This is a genomic window from Bacteroidales bacterium (genome assembly GCA_022647615.1).
Taxonomy (GTDB): Bacteria; Bacteroidota; Bacteroidia; order Bacteroidales; family UBA932; genus Egerieousia.
The window spans coordinates 1,507,904-1,528,550 of record JALCKZ010000001.1; the positions used below are offsets into that span (position 1 = coordinate 1,507,904).

Here is a 20,647-nt window from a genome sequence, read left to right on the forward strand (position 1 = left end):
GTTGGCATTATTTAGATTTCACTCTTTTGCGCAGCGGCTGAGCACTTTTGTATCAGTAACTGTAATTGTAGTTTTTACTGCAATTATGGTTGTCTATTATAATTATACGGAAGACGCTTTGCTGGACAGCACCATTAAGAGAGCAGAACCGCTGCTTCAATCGGCGGCGTTGCAGGTGGCGGGAAAAATGAGCCAGGTGGATGTTGCTCTTGCTAATAATATGTGGAAAATAAAAATGTCTGATTATAAGGACTTTAATACACTTCAAAGCGGACTTATTAGTATTGAGCAGAATGTTCTAAAATCCAATCCAATCATAATAGGAGGCGGAATAGCCTTTATTCCTGACTATATCAAAGGACAGGGCAAATGGTATTTCCCATATTCGATTAAGGAAAACGGAAAAATTTCAACAACAATCCTCAAAGATGAGAGTTATGATTATTTTGGAATGGACTGGTTTCTTATCCCAATCAGGCTGAACAAGGATTACTGGTCTGAACCATATTATGATGAGGGAGGCGGCAATATCATGATGACCACTTGCGCACACATTGTAAGAGATAATGTCGGCAAGGCTATAGGCGTGATGACTGCAGATGTATCGCTGGATAGCCTTACTCAGTTTGTAGAGTCAATGAAGCCTCTGGGTCCCGACAGTTATTCATTCATGCTTAGCCGCCACGGCTATTACCTTAGCAATGTGGACCACAGCAAAATCATGAATGAAACGGTATTCATCACTGCATTTCAATCTGGCAGCAAAGATTTTGAGAAGGCCGGCCATGACATGATTGAAGGGAAATCCGGAATGGTAAAGTTTAAACAAAACAAGAAATCGTTTTACGCTTTTTATACAAACATTCCTAATGTCAGCTGGTCAATATGCACCGTAACTCCTGATAGTTACATACTTGGAGATTTAAGAAATATCACGAACAGGATTATCATCCTATTCATAATCGGCTTGCTGCTGGTCAACGTGCTGACATACAAGGTTATAGCATGGATGACAAAACCTATAGCCGGCTTCTCCAAGTCTGCCGGAGAGATAGCTGATGGAAACTTCAATACCATACTCCCCGTAGTTAACACGGAAGACGAGCTGATGACCCTGCACAATTCCATAGATCACATGCGCCATTCTCTTCAGACGTATATAGATGAGCTTCAGGTTACTACAGCCAACAAGGAGAGAATGGAAAAAGAGCTTAGCATTGCTCATGATATACAGATGGGCATGCTGCCAAAGATTTTCCCTCCGTTCCCGGATAGGAGAGATGTGGATTTGTATGCAATACTAAAACCTGCAAAAGAGGTTGGCGGAGATTTATATGATTTCTTTGTCAGGGAGCAAAAGCTATATTTTGCAATAGGCGATGTAAGCGGCAAGGGAGTACCCGCATCATTAATCATGGCAATTACAAGCAGCTTGTTCAGAACTCTTACACAGATAGATACGGAGCCTTCCAATATTATTAAAGCAATGAACTCTCCTTTGTGCGAGAACAATCCTTCCAACATGTTTGTGACTATGATAATAGGTGTCCTGGATTTAAACAGCGGTAATCTCAAAGTTTGCAATGCCGGTCATAATCCGATGATTCTGTCAAATAAAGAGGGTGTGCATTATTTGAACCTAAAGAAAAATCTTCCCGTCGGCTTGATGGGAGGGTTTGACTATAAGGCAGATTCGCTTACAATTAGTCCGGGAGACAAGCTTGTTCTTTACACAGATGGAGTGACGGAGGCGGAGAGCGAAACCAAAGAATTATTTGGTGAGAAACGCCTTCTTGAACTTGTTGAACAGAACAGGCAGAGCGGTGTAAGAGACATTATCAATGTCTTAATGGATGGCATAGCAGGACATGTTAAGCAAGCTGTACAAAGCGATGATATAACAATCATGGATATACAGTACAAAACTTTGGAGAGCTAATATAGAAACAGATATTATTTCTTATTGGATGATTTCTTAGCCGTTGCAGGTTTTGCTTGTGACGGCTTTGTTTTGCCGGCGCTTGCCTTATAAGCATTATAATATTTCATTGCCTCCGGCAGCTCTTTCTGTATCTGTGCAATACGGTTGGCATCTGAAGGGTGGTCGCTAAAGAATTCCGGAACTTTTGTCCCTGCGGCCTGCATTCTTTGCCAGAAAGGAACTGCAACTTGTGGGTCGTATCCTGCCATTGCTGCAAAGATTAATCCCATGTGGTCAGCTTCGCTTTCATCTTTTCTGGAGAAAGGCATCATTACTCCGTAGTTTGCGCCAAGGCCATATACTGCCTGAGAAACAGCTTGTGTAGCAGCAGATTGCCCGGATAAAATAACTCCCAATGCAGATGCGCCGTAATTTGTTAAAATTTGATGGCTCATTCTTTCAGCGGAATGTTTTGCAACTGCATGCGCAATCTCGTGTCCCAATACAACTGCTAAAGCGCTTTCTGTCTGCGTAATAGGGAGCAATCCTTCATTTACAACAATTTTTCCGCCGGGCATGCAAAATGCATTTGCCTCTTTATCTTGTACAAGATGAAATTCCCAAGCAAAATTTTTGCATTCAGATTCCAGTCCGTTTGCTTTTAAGTATTCTTCAACGGCATTAGCCAATCTTGTTCCAACCCGTACAACCATCTCTGTATTTTTCTTATCTGTAGAGACTTTTGCAGTATCCATATATTCTTTATAGCTCTTGTTGCTTAAACTTAGCACATCTTCATCAGATACAAGCATAAGCTGCTTTCTGCCGGTTACTGCCACGGTACCGCAAGAATTTGCAAATAGTATGGCAACTATCGCGATGGAAATTGTTTTAAATAAATTGTGTCTGTTAAATCCCTTATTTGTTTTCATGACCACTTAAATTTTGCGGAAATTTATAAAAAATATCCTTTTGATGGTCATTTTGGGCAGATTCCGTCAAGCATAATAAAAATTAAAATTATACCTTTGCGGCCGAAATGATGTGGTTTACAAAATATTAAAGTTATATGAAGAGATTTTTAAACAAATTTATGATTGCATCGGTCCTTGCCGTATGCTGTTTTGCGTTTAATTCTTGTGACCCAAACGATGACCCTTTTGATGATAATTTGTATGATTTTATTCAGGGGAAATGGGAAGAGAACATGGGAGCTCCCGGAGAGACTTTCTATATGATATCTTTTGGCTACAATGGCACAGGTATTTATCGCCAATGTGTTGCATATAATAGTTATCAGTATACCATTACATGGGAGCAGACTTTTACTTATGATGTTGATGAAAGGAGCGGCGCTATTGACATTGTAACGTCAGACGGAGTAGAGACTCTTTGGTATGTTGATAATACAGATTCAGATTATATGGAAATGTACAAAGCTTACGGTGACCACTTTACGTTATATCTGCATAGAAATTGGCTGTACACTTTATTTGGCGGAAAGCCGGGAGAGACTAAATAATCTCTATAGATAACAGGAAATTTTAAATAGGCGGGCATCAAAAAATGTCCGCTTTTTTAGATTAAAACAAGATTAAAACAATGTTTAGAGATATGGATAGACTGGAAATCATAAAAGACAAATTTTATGTTGTAAGAGGCAGCGTTGTAGATTTTGCCGGAGATGCAATAGTTAATGCTGCAAATACTTCATTATTAGGCGGCGGCGGAGTTGATGGCGCAATTCACAGAGCGGCCGGGCCTCATCTGCTGGAGGAGTGCCGCACTCTAAATGGCTGCAAGACAGGAGAAAGCAAAATTACAGGCGGCTATAATCTGGCGGCAAAATATGTGATTCATACAGTAGGTCCTGTATGGCATGGTGGTAAAAGCGGTGAACCTCAGCTGCTTGCAGGATGTTATAAAACCTCTTTGGAAATAGCGGAGAATAAGGGACTTAAAAGCATTGCGTTTCCTTGCATAAGTACCGGAGTGTACGGCTATCCTATGAAAGCGGCCTGCAAAATTGCTGCGGACACTATAAAGAATTTCTATAACTCACATCCAGATAGCAAGTTGCAAACGTATATCTATTGCTTCAGAAATGAAGAATTTGAGGCTTTTAGCTAGATAATTTTTATTCCCACTCAATAGTTGCCGGCGGCTTTGATGAAATATCATAGCAGACGCGGTTAACGCCTTTAACCTTGTTTATGATTTCATTTGAAACTTTTGCAAGAAAATCATAGGGCAGATGCACCCAATCCGCTGTCATTCCGTCATTTGAAACAACGGCACGTAATGCAACTGTATATTCGTAAGTCCTTTCATCTCCCATTACTCCAACGCTTTTCACAGGCAGCAGAATCGTACCAGCCTGCCATACAGCGTCATACAAGGATATTTTGCAATCTTCTTTTCTCTTCCCGACAGCTTTTTCTTTTGCCATTTCTTCTGCAACAAAACCGTTTGATGCAGGCGGCAGAGTTGTCATGTATTTGCGCATCTCTCCAATATAAATAGCATCAGCTTCTTTAAGAATTTGCAGTTTCTCTTTTGTTACTTCTCCCAATACTCTGATGCCAAGTCCCGGGCCCGGGAACGGATGGCGGGATATAACTTCTCTTTTTATTCCAAGGGCGCGTCCGGTCCTGCGCACTTCATCTTTAAACAGGGAGCGCAGCGGTTCAACAATCTTCAAATTCATCTTCTCCGGAAGACCGCCAACGTTATGGTGAGATTTAATTTTTGCGGACGGACCGTTAACGGAACTTGACTCAATCACATCTGGATAGATTGTTCCCTGCGCAAGCCATTTTGCGTTCTTAATCTTCTGTGCCTCAGAATCAAACACGTCTATGAAAGTTCCTCCTATGGCCTTCCTTTTTTTCTCCGGATCAGTCACACCCTTTAGCGCGGTCATGAATTTTTCACTGGCATCCACCCCAATCACATTCAATCCCATCCCGCGATATTGCTTGAGTACTTCCTCGTATTCATTCTTGCGCAGCAGTCCGTTATCCACAAAAATACAGTGCAGATTTTTTCCTATGGCCTTGTTAATGAGCACAGCGGCAACGGAAGAATCAACGCCTCCGCTAAGGCCCAGGATAACTTGGTCATTTCCTATTTTCTTTTTTAGCTCAGCGACAGTTGATTTAATAAAAGACTTTGTTGTCCAGTCTCCTTTGCACCCGCATACTCCCATCACAAAATTCTCCAGCATCTTGCCGCCATATTGAGAATGAAAAACTTCCGGGTGAAATTGGAATGCGTATACTGCAAGCGTGTTGCACTTTGACTTTGAGCGGGAAGATTTGCATTCAACGGCAGGAACATTCATCTTATAGGCGGCGTTCTTAACTGTTGATGTGGAGGCAATTAGCTCAGCTCCTTTTGGAAGCTTTGTTATGGAATCTCCGTGGCTCATCCATACGAATGACTTTTTAGGAATACCATTAAATATGCTGTCACCTGAATTATTGCCTTTGCCAGACTTTCCTCTTGAATTTGCAATTTTTGCGATTGTTAATTCCGCTCTGCCGTACTCTCTTGTCTGCGAAGCCTCAACATTTCCGCCGCAATTATATGCAATATATTGTGCGCCATAGCAGATTCCAAGCACAGGAATTTTTCCAAAGAAATCTGACAAATCTATTTGCGGCGCATTCTTTTCTCTTACTGAAAACGGACTCCCGGAAAGTATGACTCCTTTTATATCTGAAGGAATTATTTTTTCTCCTGCAGATGAGCTGTCGGGAGCTAAAAAAGGGAACTTGTTAAAAGGGTGAATCTCACAGTAAACGTTTAATTCTCTGACTCTTCTGCCTATCACCTGTGTTACCTGAGAACCGAAATCAAGGATAATGATTTTGTCCATTGTTAAGATTTTAAAAATTTTCTTCAAAGATACTGCTAAAAAAAACAATATTTCTCTACTTTTGCAGCCGATTATGCAAAACATTAGAAATATAGCAATTATTGCTCACGTTGACCACGGCAAGACTACGCTGGTGGACAAGATGATTATGCAGGCAAAGGTTACAAGGGAGACTGAGAAGAACGGCCAGCTGATTCTTGATAATAATGAACTTGAGCGCGAGAGGGGAATCACCATTCTTTCAAAGAATGTGAGCATTCCGTATAAAGGATACAAAATCAACATTATAGACACTCCGGGGCATGCCGATTTTGGAGGTGAGGTTGAGAGAGTTTTAAACATGGCGGACGGTGTGCTGCTTATTGTGGATGCGTTTGAAGGGTGTATGCCTCAGACCAGATTTGTGCTGCAGAAGGCATTGGAAATGGGCAAGAAACCGCTTGTTGTAATTAATAAAATTGACAAGCAGAATTGCAAGCCGGATGAGGTTAACGAGCAGGTTTTTGATTTGATGTTTGCTCTTAATGCAACTGAGGAACAGCTTGATTTTAAGACAGTTTATGGTTGCGCAAAACAAGGATGGATGTCTTTGGACTGGAAGAAGCCGACCACAAATCTTATCCCTTTGCTGGACTTGATTATATCTGAAATTCCCGCTCCAGAACAGGACAATGAGGGAACTCCTCAGATGCTGATTTCCTCTTTGGAGTATTCGCCTTACGTTGGCAGAATTGCAATAGGCAGAGTTAAAAGAGGCATACTAAAAGCTAACCAGGACATCACTTTGTGCAAGAGAGACGGCAGCCAGGAGAAGCAGAGAATCAAGGACTTGATGGTATTTACAGGAATGGAGAAGACAAAGCAGGCAGAGGTAGAGAGCGGTGATATTTGCGCTGTTGTCGGCATAGAGGGATTTGAAATCGGAGATACAATTGCTGATTTTGAAAATCCTGAGGCGTTGCCTCCAATCTCTGTAGATGAGCCAACTATGAGCATGCTCTTCTGCATTAATGACTCTCCTTTTTTTGGTCGCGACGGTAAATATGTAACGTCCAGGCACTTGAAGGACAGACTAGATAAAGAGCTGGAGAAGAATTTGGCTCTTAGGGTTAAGCCGGGAAAAACTTCAGACTCCTTTATTGTATATGGAAGAGGCGTTCTTCACTTGTCAATTTTGATTGAGACGATGAGAAGAGAGGGGTTTGAACTTCAGATAGGGCAGCCTAAAGTTATTGATAAGAACATAAATGGCGTGCGCTGCGAACCTATTGAGCACCTGATAGTTGATGTGCCGGAGGAGATGGTTGGAAAAGCTATCGAGATTACTACAAGAAGAAAAGGCGCGCTGCTGCACATGGACCACAGAGGAGACAGAGTTCACTTGGATTTTGATATTCCTGCAAGAGGTATCATAGGACTTAGAAGCAATTTGATTACTGCTACTTCCGGTGAGGCAATCATTGCTCACAGATATAAAGGTTATGAGCCGTACAAAGGAGAGATTGAGAAGAGAACTAACGGTTCCCTTGTAGCTTTGGAGACCGGAACTGCAGTTGCATACTCTATGTGGAAGTTGCTGGACAGAGGCAAATGGATTGTCAATCCGGGTGATGAAGTGTATGCAGGCGAGGTTGTGGGCGAGTACACAAGAGCCATGGATTTGAATGTCAATATCTGCATTAAGAAGAAGCTTACAAACGTTAGAGCATCAGGTTCTGATGAGAAGGCCGTTCTTCCTCCTCCAATGCAGTTCACACTGGAAGAGATGCTGGAGTATATTCAGGATGATGAGCTTGTAGAGGTTACGCCAAAGCACTTGAGGATAAGGAAAATTTATCTGGACGAGAACGAGCGCAAGAGGCACCAGCAGCAGAATTCAGACTAGTTTTTGCCTTTACCGATTATTTAAGTATATTTGCGCCCCCAACGAATTTAAGAGGCTCGGCGATGGATTATAAGATTCAGATAAGCGGACTTGCGCAGGGAAAGCATGACTATGAATTTCCCGTAAAAGGTGATTTTTTTAGAGAGTTTGATAATTCTCAAATTAAGGATGCCAGTCTGGTTGCTAAAGTGGAATTGGATAAGGGAAGCGGCTGGATGAACGTGAGTTGCAACGTTGTCGGAACCGTGGTTACGGAGTGCGACAGATGTTTGGATGACCTTGAAATCCCGATGGATTTTACAGCTGATGTGGCCGTTAAGGCGGCAAAGCTGGGGGAGAAAACGGAGAGCACTGATGAGTTCCTGATTATTGACCCGTCAGAGGGAGAGCTTGATTTAAAGCAGTTTATATATGATTATATCTGCGTAAATCTTCCTCTTAAGAAAGTTCATGAAGAGGGGAAGTGCAATCCTAAAATGCTGAAAAAGCTGCAAGAGCTTAAAGGCAAGGAGGATGCAGCGGAGGATAAAGAGACTTATGCTCCTTTCAGCGGGCTGGACAAGCTGCTTAAAGAGGCGGGGAAGAAGAAGAAGTAAACTGTCGCGATGATTATTATTGGCGGCAAATAACTGATAATTAATTATTTAAAAATATTTTAAAATGGCACATCCAAAACATAAGCTTTCTAAGCAAAGAAGAGACAAGAGAAGAACTCATGATAAGGCAGAGGTTCCAACACTTTCAACTTGTTCAAATTGCGGCGCTACAGTTATGTATCACCACGTTTGCCCTGAGTGCGGTTACTACAGGGGACGCCTTATCATCTCTAAAGAGAATGCCAAGTAAGGTGCAATGATTAAGGTTGGCGTTGATGCAATGGGCGGAGACTTTGCCCCGGAAAACGTTATTCTGGGAGCAATTGACGCTTATTCTAAAATTGACGCTGATGCTAAAATTGTTCTTGTTGGCGACAGCGAGAAAATTACCGGGGTTTGCGAGCATTATGGCTTTGACTCCGGCAATTTTATTATTAAGCACGCTCCTGAGCAGATTGGAATGGGGGAGCACCCGGTAAAAGCATACATAAAGAAGACGAACTCCAGCATGCATATTGGTTTTAAAATGCTGGCGAACAATGAATTGGATGCTTTTGCAAGTGCCGGAAATACCGGCGCAATGCTAACCGGCTCAGTCTACACTTTGAACCTTTTGCCCGGAGTTATCCGGCCATGTATTTCTGCTAAAATGCCGCTTGCTGACGGAAGCGATATTTTGATTCTGGACGTAGGATTTAATGCCGATACAAAAGCAGATGTGTTGTATCAGTTTGGAATTCTTGGCTCTATTTATGCTAAAACTATGATGGGCATTAAAGCTCCAAGAGTAGCTTTGCTTAACGTAGGCTCAGAGGATGAGAAAGGAAATATGGAGACGCAGGAGGCGTATAAAATTATGAAGGATTCTTCTGAATTCAATTTTGTCGGCAACATGGAGGCTAACAGCTTGTTCAACGGAGGAATCGCGGATGTGCTTGTGACTGATGGTTTTGTGGGGAACATTGTTTTAAAGCAGGCGGAAGGAATGTACGCGCTTGTTTCAAAACTTGGAGTTAGTCATCCTTTCATGAATAGATTTAATTATGAATTTTACGGCGGCACTCCGGTGCTTGGAATTTCTGCCGCTGTTGTAATAGGACATGGAGCTTCCACTCCTCTGGCTATAAAGAATATGATTTTGGAGGCGGAAAAAGCGGCCAAGAACGGACTTGTGGATAAATTGTCCAAGGGTACTAAAATTATTAAAGATGAGTAAGTTAAGAGCAGTAATAACAGGCATAGAGGCCTATCTTCCTGATTATGTCCTTACAAATGAGGAATTAACTCACATGGTTGACACTTCAGATGAGTGGATTATGAGCCGCGTGGGAATAAAAGAGAGAAGAATATTAAAGAAGGACGGACTTGGAACTTCATTCATGGGAGCTGAGGCTGCAAAGAAACTTTTGGCTTCTACAAATACTAATCCCGATGATATACAATTAGTTGTATGTCATTCGGTTACGCCGGACATGCAATTCCCGGCTACGGCTAATGTAATTGCTGATAAAGTTGGAATTAAGCATGCGTGGGGATTTGATACAAATTCAGGATGCAGCGGATTTCTATTTACTTTTGAGACAGTGCGCAAATTTATTGAGAGCGGAGAGTATAAGAAGATTCTATATATCTGCGCAGAGAGAATGAGCGGAATTACTGACTACAAGGACCGTAGCACTTGTCCGCTTTTTGGAGACGCTGCTGTTGCAATGTTGGTAGAGCCTTGTGAAGATGAAAATTATGGATTGCTGGATTCCATACTTCATGTTGACGGAGTTGGAAGAAAGTATCTTTTCCAGGCTGGAGGAGGTTCTCTGTATCCTGCTTCTGAAGAGACAGTTAGAAAGAGAATGCACTATATCCATCAGGAGGGTCAGCAGGTATTCAGGCATGCTGTCGTAGGTATGGCGGATGTTTCTGCTGAGATTATGGAGAGGCATAATCTAAAAGCTGATGATATTGCTTATCTTGTGCCTCATCAGGCCAATTTGAGAATTATAGACGCAACTGCAAAGAGAATGGGACTTGCCAAGGACAAGGTTCTCATTGATATAGAGAAGTTTGGCAATACGGCCGCAACTTCAATTCCGCTGGCTTTGTGGGATTTTAGAGATAGAATCCATAAGGGAGATTTGCTGGTGTTCTCTGCATTTGGCGCCGGATTTACCTGGGGAGCAGAGCTTTACAGGTGGGCATATTAAAATAGCGCGCAGCTGGCTGCGTGTCTTTTGGTCCCATAGTTCAATGGATAGAACGGAAGTTTCCTAAACTTCAAATCTGGGTTCGATTCCCAGTGGGGCTACAAAATACTTGATTTAAATTAGTTATGTCAAGAAAAAGAAGGATTGATACTAATGCTCCAATTAATGTCCTTCACATGTTGAGGGATTTGTCTTTTGGCGGCCCGCAGAATCTGGTGCTTGACATGATCCGCGGAAACCGTGAGAAAAATTATTTCAATTACTATGTTGTTTATAATCTGCCTTCTACTCAGGCAAGGCTAAATGATTTTTCTAATGGTGCAACTGTCGGGATATTCAAATTAGATAAATGGAGTATAAGCTGGATGATTTCCTATGTTAAAAAACTTAGGGAGATTATTAGAGCCAATGATATCCAAATTGTTCACTGTCACAGCAATATAGATGCATATCGCGCACGGCTTGCAGTTATTCCTTACAACATAAAAGGATTTTTTCACAGCAGAAAGAATCGCAAGCATGCAACCGTTGTCCTGACAATTCACGGCATGACTTTGAATTTAAACTACTTATCTGAATTTTTCCTTGGAGCCATAGATAGTTCTATCTCTGAAAAAACAATAAGGGTGCTGGACAGATTTTTCCTTAAGCGCTGTAAAATTTGTTTTGAGAGCAATGCTGCCAAAGAGTTCTATCTTAGAGAGTATCACCAGTATCCGGAGTATGGGGACAGCAAAGGCGGAGTGCTGATGAAGTCTACCGTTATCCACAACGGCGTTTATGTGCCTCGTATATTAAACGCAAAACCAATAAGTTATGAGGATTTGAACAGCTACGTCATGCACTATCCCGGAGACCCGGATTCCTCAATACCGCGCGGAAAAATGATTTTTGCAATGGTAGGCGGATTTTCATCTTATGCGCAGCGTGACCAAATGCTTGTATGCAAGGCAATTGATTTGCTCAAGAAAAAAAGAGGGGAGCTTCCGTTTGCATTTCTTTTTGTAGGCCGCTCAACATTTGAAAAAGATTATCGCAGAGTTAAAGAGCAGGAAGTTAATGACTTATATCCCGATAGAGATGAAATGGCAGACTGCCTTAATTTCTGTCGTGATAACAATTTAGGCGGAGACATTTTCTTTATGCATCCGGATTTGGATGTTCCATCTTTGCTTAAAACAGTCTCTTGCTATGTTTACGCATCAAATCAGGATACATTTGGAATATCTGTGGTTGAGGCTATTATAGCGGGAGTAGATGTTATATGCAGCAATATTCCTGTGTTCAGGGAGATAACCGGCAATGGAGAACTTGCCAGGTTAGCTGATAATAATCCTGAGTCTTTTGCAAATGCTATTTCTCATTTTTTGAAATATAAGCTAGAGGAACAAACTGAATCTGAAGAGGATAGAAAGGTAGATGAGCAGCTTGACATGAAAGAGTCAGAGGAGCAAATAATGGGAGCTGCAGAACTTTATTCCATTGAACGGTGCCTTAAAGAGTATAAAGAGTTGCTCTTCAACTAATTGCAAGTTCGTTTGCAGACTCCCGACAGTTTGCTACCTGTTGTATCCCTCATTAAATCCCTCTTGCGCAATTTCCCAATTTTGTATTAATTCTGCTGCCAGCCAGGCAATTAGGAGAATAACAAGAAACCAGATTATGCCCTTTCTGTTCTCTTTAAAAAATTTCACAATTTTTTCCATCTTACATTCAGTATTAAATCTCCGGCATTATTGCCGTTGTGGCAAATGTAATCTGCTGCAACTTTTAGCGGAGGCCAATTGATACATTTTTATTCCTCATTATTATTTATTTCCGTTTCCGGATTTTTTTGACGAGTAAAATTTACGATGTTGAAATTTAACTCTCTGATAGTGTTAAATTTGAAACAATATTGTTACTTTTATAAATTCTTAATTTGTAGAGGTTTGAGTTAATTTTCCTCTATTTTTTATAGTTTTTTGGCATTTTTTTTTTATTTTTGCGCGCATTGAAATAAACAAAGAATAATAAATCATCTAAAAACTATGTCTGATACAAAGAGAGTATATCGTTTTGGCGGAACTTCCGCAGAGGGAAACGGCAAAATGAGAAATGAACTTGGAGGCAAAGGAGCAAACCTGGCAGAAATGTGTTTGCTTGATATGCCTGTTCCTGCAGGTTTCACTATTACAACTGATTGCTGCAATGAATATTATAAACTTAATTGCAAATACCCGGAAGGTCTTAAAGAAGAGGTAGATGCGGCTCTTGCTGCAACAGAGGGAATAATGGGGAGAAAATTTGGTGACCCTAAGAATCCATTGCTTGTTTCTTGCCGTTCAGGTGCCAGAAGCTCTATGCCAGGAATGATGGAGACAGTTCTTAATATCGGACTTTGTACAGCAACAATCCCGGGACTGATTGCTCAAACTAAAAATCCAAGATTTGTTTATGACGCATATCGCCGTCTTATTATGATGTATTCAGATGTTGTAATGGAGAAGGCAGAAGGTATTGAACCTGAGGATGGTAACGGAATCAGAGTTCAGCTGGACAGAATGCTTGCAAAGGTTAAGAGGGAGAAGGGTTATAAGTTGGATACTGACTTAACAGAGGAAGATTTGAAAGAACTTTGTACAGACTTCAAGATTAGGGTTAAGCAGGAACTTGGAAAACCATTCCCTGATGATCCTATGGAGCAGCTATGGGGTGGAATTGGAGCCGTATTTAAATCATGGAACGGCCGCAGAGCTGTGTCATACAGAAGAATAGAGGGCATCCCTGATGATTGGGGTACTGCAGTTAGCGTGATGTCTATGGTTTTTGGAAACATGGGCAATACATCTGCAACCGGAGTTGCATTCTCCAGAAACCCTGCTACAGGTGAGAATAAATTTTACGGCGAGTGGTTGGTTAATGCACAGGGAGAGGATGTTGTTGCAGGTATCAGAACACCAAACCCATTGAATGAAGCAACAAAGAATGAGCATAATAAGAATATGCCTTCATTGGAGCAGGCAATGCCTGAAGTATATGAGCAATTAGTTGGCATCCAGAGCAATTTGGAGCACCACTTCCATGATATGCAAGATTTGGAGTTCACCATAGAGAATGGAAAACTTTGGATGTTGCAGTGCAGAATTGGAAAGAGAACAGGTCTTGCCGCTTTGAATATGGCAATGGATATGCTTAATGAAGGTCTTATAGATGAGAAGACTGCAGTTATGAGGGTTGCTCCAAAGCAGCTTGATGAGCTTTTGCATCCGGTTCTTGATTCAGCAGACGAGAAGAGAGAAAAGCCTATTGCACAGGGACTTCCTGCAGGACCCGGCGGTTCTGTAGGTTCAATCGTATTTACGCCTGAGGCTGCGGTTGAGGCTGCAAAACGTCACCAGAAAGTTATCCTTGTAAGAGAGGAGACTAACCCGGAAGATGTTGAAGGTATGCGTGCTGCAGACGGACTTTTGACTGCCAGAGGCGGAATGACTTCTCATGCCGCCCTTGTAGCGAGAGGCTGGGGCAAGTGCTGCATCGTAGGATGTGATGCGCTTAAGATTAATATGCTTACAAAGACAATGACTATCGGCGACGCAGCTTATAGTGAAGGTGATATCTTCAGCTTAAACGGTAGCCGCGGACTTGTTTACGATAAGGCTATTAAAACTGTAAATGCTTCTGAAAACGAGAGATTCAGAAAGTATATGCAGATGGTTGATAAATACAGAGTTATGGGTGTAAGAACAAATGCGGATAATCCTGCTGATGCTCTTGTCGCTCTTAAGTTTGGTGCGGAGGGAATTGGTCTTTTCCGTATTGAACATATGTTTTACGGAAAGAATTCAGAAGAGCCTCTTGCTAAATTGAGAAAGATGATTCTGTCAAATACTACAGCTGAGAGAAGAAAGGCTCTTGCAGAACTTGAACCTTATGTAAAGGCTTCTGTTAAAGCTACTATGGAAGTTATGGACGGCAAACCTGTTACGTTCAGATTGCTGGATCCTCCTTTGCATGAGTTTGTTCCGCAATCAGATGAGAAGCGCAAACAGCTTGCTAAAGATTTGGATATTTCCATGAATGATATTGAGAAGAGAGGAGAGGCTCTGCATGAGGTTAACCCTATGATGGGACACAGAGGCGTCAGACTTGGTATCACATATCCGGAAGTTTCAGAGATGCAATTCAGAGCTATTTTTAATGCGACGGTTGAGCTGATGAATGAAGGTCACAAACCTGTTCCTGAACTTATGATTCCTGTTACTATTTCTCCTAATGAGCTTGATAATCAGAAGGAAATATGCGATAGAGTTCATAAGGAAGTTAAACAAAAAACGGGTGTTGATGTTAAGTATATGTTTGGTACCATGATAGAGATTCCGCGTGCTGCTATTATGGCTGACAAGATGGCCAGAAGCGCTCAGTTCTTCTCATTTGGTACTAACGATTTAACTCAGATGACATTTGGTTTCTCCAGAGATGATATAGGTTCATTTATGGGAGATTATTTATCCAAGAAGATTATTGATGCTGATCCGTTCCAGACTTTGGACCAGGCTTCTGTCGGCAAGCTAGTAGAGATGGGAATAAAGGGAGGACATTTGACAAATCCTTCTATTAAGTGCGGAGTTTGCGGTGAGCACGGTGGTGATCCTGCAAGTGTTGAGTTCTTTAACAACTTGGGAGTCAACTATGTATCTTGTTCTCCGTTCCGCGTTCCAATTGCAAGGTTGGCTGCTGCGCAGGCTGCTATAAAGTCTTATAAGTAGAAGTATCTGCCCACAAGGCCGAAGCACAAAAAAAACAGCCGTGATTTTTCACGGCTGTTTTTTTATTTGCCTTGCCACAAAGCGGCAAGGCAACTTGGGATTCACGCGGCTACCGCCGCGGAACTGCACTGGCACTTCGTGCCAGGCCTTCGGCTTTTTATTACTCAGAGATATTACTCCTACAGCTTTTTTCCCGCAAGTTCAGAAAGCTGGCTGCGTTCACCCATGACAAGGTTAACGTGCTCAAATAATTTTTCTCCGTAAAGCTTATCGCTGATGTGAGTAAGACCGTTGGAAAGTTTATCCAAATATGGCTGGTCAATCTGCTGAACATCTCCCGTGAAGACTATCTTTGTTCCTTCTCCCGCTCTGGTTATAATTGTCTTAACCTCGTGAGGGGTAAGGTTTTGCGCCTCATCAACAATAAAGAAAACTTTTGACAGGGAGCGGCCTCTGATATAAGCAAGCGGAGAAATTTCCAGCTTGTTGTTTCTAAGCATGTCCTCTATTTTTACATTTTCCTTTGATGAAATTCCAAAGTTCTTCTTTATTACTGCAAGGTTATCATAAAGCGGCTGCATGAACGGCGCAAGCTTATCCTGCACGCTGCCTGGGATAAATCCAAGTTCCTCATTTCTAAGTGTTATTACAGGTCTGGCAACAAGTATTTGATCATATCTGTCTGCTTGTGCAAGGGCGCCAGCTATTGCAATAAGAGTTTTTCCTGTTCCAGCTGTTCCGGTCAATGATACAAGTTCAACTGACGGATTCATAACTGCATCCATTGCAAATACCTGCTCTTCATTCCTAGGAGCAATACCATATTCGCTCAAAGAGTTTACCTTTACAATAGTCATTGTATCAGGACTGTAACGGGCAAGAACTATATTTTTCCTGATAGGATTTCTGTCCTCTCCGTTTTGCTGGTCATCTCTTCCCTGAATGCCGCCGGTTATAATTTTATATAGCTGATTGAATACGGGATTATCCTGTTTAAGTTCAGCAGGCGTAACTCCATTCGGATTTGTGTTCAACTTATCCACAATTGCCGCGGGCACATCTTTTAAGACTGTAACTCTCTCATAATCTTGTGTGAAGCGCTCTTCCTTAATATGGTCTGTCAGATAATCCTGTGTGAACATCCCAAGAGCCTTGGCCTTCATTCTAAGGTTAACATCCTTGGTTACAAGGCAGACGGTCCTGTCGGGATACTGATTTTTATACCAGATTGCTGTTGACAAAATTCTGTGGTCCTGAATATCGTTCTCAAAGCATCCTTCATATTCCTTTGGAAATGGGTGATTTACAGACAGCGTTATAGTACCAAGCCCCGGGCCAAGAGGATAACCGCTTCCGCTGTTTTGGTTCTGATCGCTCAGCTCATCTATCTTGCGGACAAACTCGCGGGCGTTGTAATTGATAGTCCCGTCGCCTTTTTTAAACTTATCCAACTCTTCTATAACTGCCAGAGGGACAACCAAATCATTCTCCTGAAATTTATAGATGGAATGGAAATCATGCAAGATTACATTAGTATCAAGCACAAAAATTTTTGGAAGTTTTCCGTGATTATTTATCACTTTCTGCAGGCCGGAATCCGGATTGGCCGGTTTCCTGAATCCTTTGTAATTATTCTTGCTCATTTTTTATGTTTTTCACACCATTTGCGGCCGTTTACAAACAGCTCATGCCATGGCGTAACTTCTTGTTTCTTAAGTGACTCCGGATACCATGCCCAGTTCCAAGGTCTTATGCATCTTTCCGGGTGCGGCATCATTGCAAGGTGCCTTCCGTCTGCGCTGCAAACTCCCGCAATTCTTTTTGGAGAGCCGTTTGGATTGCCAGGATATTCATCATAATTAAACTTAATGGCAACCTGCATTCCATCCAGCTTTGCATTAGGGAAGGTGAACCTGCCATCTCCATGAGCAACCCAAATGCCAAGCTTGCTGCCCTTCAGAGATTTAAGTAAAATTGACGAAGATTGTGGAATTTCCACCCCAACAAATTTGCTCTCAAATTTACCTGACAGATTATGTGTCATCTTTGGAGAAAATTCTCTGTGAGAAGGTGTTATAAGTCCAAGCTCAGCCATGAGCTGACAACCGTTGCAAACGCCAAGACTTATTGTATCCTTGCGGGAATAGAAGTCATTCAATGCTTTATTTGCTTTCTCATTATATAAGAATGCGCCTGCCCAGCCCTTTGCGGAACCAAGCGTATCGGCATTTGAAAATCCTCCAACAAAAACTATAAACTGCACATCTTTAAGAGTTTCGCGGCCGGAAATTAAATCGGTCATGTGCACATCCTTAACTCTGAACCCTGCAAGATACAGGCACCATGCCATCTCCCTGTCTCCGTTACTTCCTTTCTCTCTGATGATTGCGGCAACCGGCGCTTTGCTCCCCGGCTCTTTTGCAAGATACTTTGCAAGGCTTCCGTCAAAGTTCTTAGGGAACTTGAACTTAAGCGGCTCTTTTTTGTAATTCTTGTAACGTTTTAATGCACAAGCTGCTCCGCTTTGTCTTCTGTCCAGCAGGTAAGAGGTCTTATACCAGACGTCCCTAAGTTTATCAATATTCAAATTGATTTTTCCAAGAACGGAAATTTTCCTCTCTTTTATGTAGCTGCCTATCTTGTATATCCCGACAGATTCTTTTGATTCTCCGTTTGCTGCGGCGCAGATTTTTTCAACTTCCTTAAGGTTTTTGTTTGCAACCTGCAGCAATACGCCAGGTCTCTCTGAAAACATGAAATTGATTAAAGGCAGCTGAATATCAGTTAGTTTTATGCCGCCTTCTTTGTTTGCAAAACACATCTCCAGCAAAGAAGTGATTAGACCGCCGGCTGAAATATCATGACCGGCAAGAACCAGATTTTTCTCAATAAGTTTCTGTACGGTATTAAAGCAATCTGCAAAGTATGCAGGGGACTCAACATCCGGCGCTTCATTTCCAACAGCTCCAAGAGTCTGCGCAAATGCGGAACCTCCAAGTTTAAATCCGCATTTTGAGAATGGAATATAAACTATTGTGCTTGCTGCAACTTTCTGTAAATTAGGATGTATAATGTTGTTGACATCTTTTGCGGGAGCTACCGTGGAGATAATCAAAGTCCCCGGAGCTATAATCTTTTTTCCGTCAGGATAATTCTGAGTCATGCTCATAGAATCTTTTCCTGTCGGGATATTAATTCCAAGCGCACATGCAAAGTCGCTGACAGCTTTTACAGCTTTATAAAGTCTTGCATCCTCTCCTCTGTTTCTGCTTGGCCACATCCAGTTGGCGCTCAGGGATACTCCCTTCAGACCGTTTTTCAACGGAGTCCAAACAACATTCGTAATGGCCTCTGCAACAGACATTCTGGAGCCTGCTGCGGAATCAATAAGTCCAACAATAGGGGCGTGACCCAATGAAGTCGCAATGCCCTCTTTGTTGTCATAGCCAATTGCAGTTACGCCCAAATCATTAAGCGGCAGCTGAATTTCTCCGGTGCATTGCTGGCAAGCAACAAGTCCGGTGACAGAGCGGTCAACTTTATTTGTCAACCAATCCTTACATGCAACGCTCTCCAGCTGAAGTACTTGCGTTAAATACTCTTCAAACTTGCCGGCGCTGTATTTTAAAGGATTGAACTTATATTCAGACGTTTCATCATGCATGAAAGTTTTAGGTGCGCTTCCAAACATATCTCCCATTTCCAAATCAATTGCAGTCTCTCCGCTCTTCTCATCTTTAAGGGTGAATCTGTGATCTCCGGTTACCTCTCCAACTTGATAAAACGGAGCACGCTCTCTCTCTGCAATTTGCTTCAACTCAGCAACATCCTTCTCATGCATTGCAAGTCCCATTCTCTCCTGGCTCTCATTGCCAATGATTTCTTTCAGGCTCAAAGTAGGGTCTCCTATCGGGAGCTTGCTCGTATCAATCTTACCTCCTTCATCTTCCACAAGTTCAGAGAAACAATTAAGATGTCCGCCGGCCCCGTGGTCATGAACGGACACAATAGGGTTGTTCTCTTTTTCTGATAATGCGCGGATTGCATTGTAATCTCTTTTTTGCATCTCGGGGTTTGCGCGCTGAATTGCATTAAGTTCTATGTCGTTGCCGTACTTGCCTGTATTGACGGAACTTACAGCTCCGCCGCCCATGCCGATTCTATAGTTGTCACCTCCAAGCAGTACAATTTTATCTCCTTTCACAGGTGTCTCTTTTGCAGCATCAGATTTCTTTGCATATCCAATTCCGCCCGCCTGCATAATCACCTTATCGTAACCAAATTGCGGATTGTTTGCCTCAACTCCTTTTTGTTTTCCTGTATGCTCAAAAGTCAGAAGACTTCCGCAGATAATGCACTGTCCAAATTTATTTCCAAAATCGCTGGCGCCGTTAGATGCCTTAGTAAGAATCTCTTGCGGGCTTTGATACAACCATTTGCGCGGTGCCGTCTTTTCCCATTTTCTGTCTTTATTATTCCCGACAGTTTTTGAATCAAAGCGCGGGTAGCTTGTCATATAAACAGCAGTACCTGCAATTGGGAAGCTTCCTTTTCCGCCTCCCATTCTGTCTCTGATCTCTCCGCCGGTTCCTGTTGCAGCTCCGTTGAACGGTTCAACCGTTGTTGGAAAATTGTGAGTTTCAGCCTTTAAGCTAATTACAGTCTCTTTCTCTTTTAGCGTAAAGAAGTCAGGCTTTGTCTGGTCGGCAGGATGAAACATTTTAATTTTAGGTCCTTCCAGAAAAGCGCAGTTGTCTTTATATGCACTTACTATAAGATTCTGATTCTCTTTAGAAGTTTTCTTAATAAGCTTAAACAGAGAACTTTCCATCTCTTTACCATCTATGATGAAAGTGCCGTTGAAAATTTTATGACGGCAGTGCTCGCTGTTAACTTGAGAGAAACCAAAGACCTCGCTGTCGGTGAGCTTTCTCCCAATTTTCTTTGCTATCCCGTTAAGATATTTGATTTCGTCCGGATTAAGAGCGAGTCCCTCTTTAATGTTATATTCCTCTAAGTTAGAGATATACACAATAGGCTCCGGCTTCTTGTCCACGGTAAATATATTCTGGTCCAGTCCGCCGTAAAATCTCTGAAGCATCTTATCATATTCAGGCTTAGAGCTTTTGGAAGGGAAATACTCCTCTATTCTTTTAATGCCGGAGATATTCATGTTTTGCGTAATCTCCACAGCCGTTGTGCTCCAAGGAGTTATCATCTCACGTCTTGGTCCGATAAAGTATCCTTTGACGTTGTCTCCCTTGATTAATTTAGCATTGCCAAACAGCCAGCATAGCGCTGCAATGTGTTCATTAGAAAGTTGTTTGCTTGTTTCCAAGGCCAGCACCGGGCCCTCATTAGATTTAAAGAATAGAATCATTACTGATTTGATTTTTGATATTTTGGCGGCGCAAAT

At 42.1% G+C, this 20,647-nt stretch carries 14 protein-coding genes and 1 tRNA gene; 11 read left to right on the forward strand and 4 right to left on the reverse strand.

Translation table 11 applies throughout. From position 1 onward, the window contains the following. The first annotated feature begins 1 nt into the window (after nucleotide 1). Entirely contained in the window at nucleotides 2-1,939 is a 1,938-nt protein-coding gene (locus tag LKM37_06600; GenBank protein MCI1720662.1) for a SpoIIE family protein phosphatase, read from the forward strand. 14 nt (nucleotides 1,940-1,953) lie between these two features. Here the strand turns inward: LKM37_06600 and LKM37_06605 are convergent, their stop codons facing one another. Beyond that, on the reverse strand, nucleotides 1,954-2,853 hold the full coding sequence (locus tag LKM37_06605) for a M48 family metallopeptidase (GenBank protein ID MCI1720663.1): 900 nt from the start codon (nucleotides 2,851-2,853) through the stop codon (nucleotides 1,954-1,956). Nucleotides 2,854-2,990: 137 nt separating this feature from the next. Between LKM37_06605 and LKM37_06610 the strand changes: the two genes are divergently transcribed. Both LKM37_06610 and LKM37_06615 read left to right on the forward strand, forming a co-directional pair. Further along, entirely contained in the window at nucleotides 2,991-3,443 is a 453-nt protein-coding gene (locus LKM37_06610; protein MCI1720664.1) for a hypothetical protein, read from the forward strand. Nucleotides 3,444-3,535: 92 nt separating this feature from the next. Continuing rightward, the gene (locus tag LKM37_06615; protein MCI1720665.1) at nucleotides 3,536-4,051 is read left to right on the forward strand and encodes an O-acetyl-ADP-ribose deacetylase; all 516 of its coding nucleotides are present in this window, start codon (nucleotides 3,536-3,538) and stop codon (nucleotides 4,049-4,051) included. Nucleotides 4,052-4,058: 7 nt separating this feature from the next. Here the strand turns inward: LKM37_06615 and guaA are convergent, their stop codons facing one another. Next, nucleotides 4,059-5,801 (reverse strand): glutamine-hydrolyzing GMP synthase, encoded by a 1,743-nt coding sequence (gene guaA, locus LKM37_06620; GenBank protein ID MCI1720666.1) that lies wholly within the window; start codon nucleotides 5,799-5,801, stop codon nucleotides 4,059-4,061. Nucleotides 5,802-5,874: 73 nt separating this feature from the next. Between guaA and typA the strand changes: the two genes are divergently transcribed. The 8 genes from typA to ppdK all read left to right on the forward strand — a co-directional run bounded on the left by typA (nucleotide 5,875) and on the right by ppdK (nucleotide 15,231). Next, complete coding sequence (gene typA, locus LKM37_06625) at nucleotides 5,875-7,686, forward strand: translational GTPase TypA (GenBank protein ID MCI1720667.1); 1,812 nt, start codon at nucleotides 5,875-5,877, stop codon at nucleotides 7,684-7,686. A 62-nt stretch (nucleotides 7,687-7,748) separates the two neighbouring features. Then, nucleotides 7,749-8,282: a DUF177 domain-containing protein gene (locus LKM37_06630; protein ID MCI1720668.1), complete on the forward strand. Its 534-nt coding sequence runs from the start codon at nucleotides 7,749-7,751 to the stop codon at nucleotides 8,280-8,282. Between the two features lie 64 nt (nucleotides 8,283-8,346). Further along, complete coding sequence (rpmF, locus tag LKM37_06635; GenBank protein MCI1720669.1) at nucleotides 8,347-8,532, forward strand: 50S ribosomal protein L32; 186 nt, start codon at nucleotides 8,347-8,349, stop codon at nucleotides 8,530-8,532. 6 nt (nucleotides 8,533-8,538) lie between these two features. Next, nucleotides 8,539-9,498, forward strand: coding sequence for a phosphate acyltransferase (locus LKM37_06640; GenBank protein ID MCI1720670.1), 960 nt, complete (start codon nucleotides 8,539-8,541; stop codon nucleotides 9,496-9,498). Continuing rightward, complete coding sequence (locus LKM37_06645) at nucleotides 9,491-10,483, forward strand: ketoacyl-ACP synthase III (protein MCI1720671.1); 993 nt, start codon at nucleotides 9,491-9,493, stop codon at nucleotides 10,481-10,483. Before LKM37_06640 ends, LKM37_06645 begins: the two co-directional genes overlap by 8 nt. Before the next feature lie 29 nt (nucleotides 10,484-10,512). Further along, nucleotides 10,513-10,584, forward strand: a tRNA-Arg gene (locus LKM37_06650). Between the two features lie 24 nt (nucleotides 10,585-10,608). Further along, entirely contained in the window at nucleotides 10,609-12,009 is a 1,401-nt protein-coding gene (locus LKM37_06655) for a glycosyltransferase family 4 protein (protein MCI1720672.1), read from the forward strand. A gap of 504 nt (nucleotides 12,010-12,513) precedes the next feature. After that, nucleotides 12,514-15,231 carry a pyruvate, phosphate dikinase gene (gene ppdK, locus LKM37_06660; protein MCI1720673.1) on the forward strand — a complete coding sequence of 906 codons (2,718 nt, stop codon included), beginning with the start codon at nucleotides 12,514-12,516 and terminating at the stop codon, nucleotides 15,229-15,231. 179 nt (nucleotides 15,232-15,410) lie between these two features. Here ppdK and LKM37_06665 read toward each other — a convergent pair whose 3' ends face one another. Both LKM37_06665 and purL read right to left on the reverse strand, forming a co-directional pair. Then, nucleotides 15,411-16,874 carry a PhoH family protein gene (locus tag LKM37_06665; protein ID MCI1720674.1) on the reverse strand — a complete coding sequence of 488 codons (1,464 nt, stop codon included), beginning with the start codon at nucleotides 16,872-16,874 and terminating at the stop codon, nucleotides 15,411-15,413. Then, nucleotides 16,871-20,647, reverse strand: a complete 3,777-nt coding sequence (gene purL / locus LKM37_06670; GenBank protein ID MCI1720675.1) for a phosphoribosylformylglycinamidine synthase — start codon at nucleotides 20,645-20,647, stop codon at nucleotides 16,871-16,873. Before purL ends, LKM37_06665 begins: the two co-directional genes overlap by 4 nt.

Coding starts and splice junctions, on each gene's coding strand:
- LKM37_06605 (MCI1720663.1), bottom strand. CDS start 2,853: ATGAAAACAAATAAGGGATTTAACAGACACAATTTATTTAAAACAATT.
- LKM37_06610 (MCI1720664.1), top strand. CDS start 2,991: ATGAAGAGATTTTTAAACAAATTTATGATTGCATCGGTCCTTGCCGTA.
- LKM37_06615 (MCI1720665.1), top strand. CDS start 3,536: ATGGATAGACTGGAAATCATAAAAGACAAATTTTATGTTGTAAGAGGC.
- guaA (MCI1720666.1), bottom strand. CDS start 5,801: ATGGACAAAATCATTATCCTTGATTTCGGTTCTCAGGTAACACAGGTG.
- typA (MCI1720667.1), top strand. CDS start 5,875: ATGCAAAACATTAGAAATATAGCAATTATTGCTCACGTTGACCACGGC.
- LKM37_06630 (MCI1720668.1), top strand. CDS start 7,749: ATGGATTATAAGATTCAGATAAGCGGACTTGCGCAGGGAAAGCATGAC.
- rpmF (MCI1720669.1), top strand. CDS start 8,347: ATGGCACATCCAAAACATAAGCTTTCTAAGCAAAGAAGAGACAAGAGA.
- LKM37_06640 (MCI1720670.1), top strand. CDS start 8,539: ATGATTAAGGTTGGCGTTGATGCAATGGGCGGAGACTTTGCCCCGGAA.
- LKM37_06645 (MCI1720671.1), top strand. CDS start 9,491: ATGAGTAAGTTAAGAGCAGTAATAACAGGCATAGAGGCCTATCTTCCT.
- LKM37_06655 (MCI1720672.1), top strand. CDS start 10,609: ATGTCAAGAAAAAGAAGGATTGATACTAATGCTCCAATTAATGTCCTT.
- ppdK (MCI1720673.1), top strand. CDS start 12,514: ATGTCTGATACAAAGAGAGTATATCGTTTTGGCGGAACTTCCGCAGAG.
- LKM37_06665 (MCI1720674.1), bottom strand. CDS start 16,874: ATGAGCAAGAATAATTACAAAGGATTCAGGAAACCGGCCAATCCGGAT.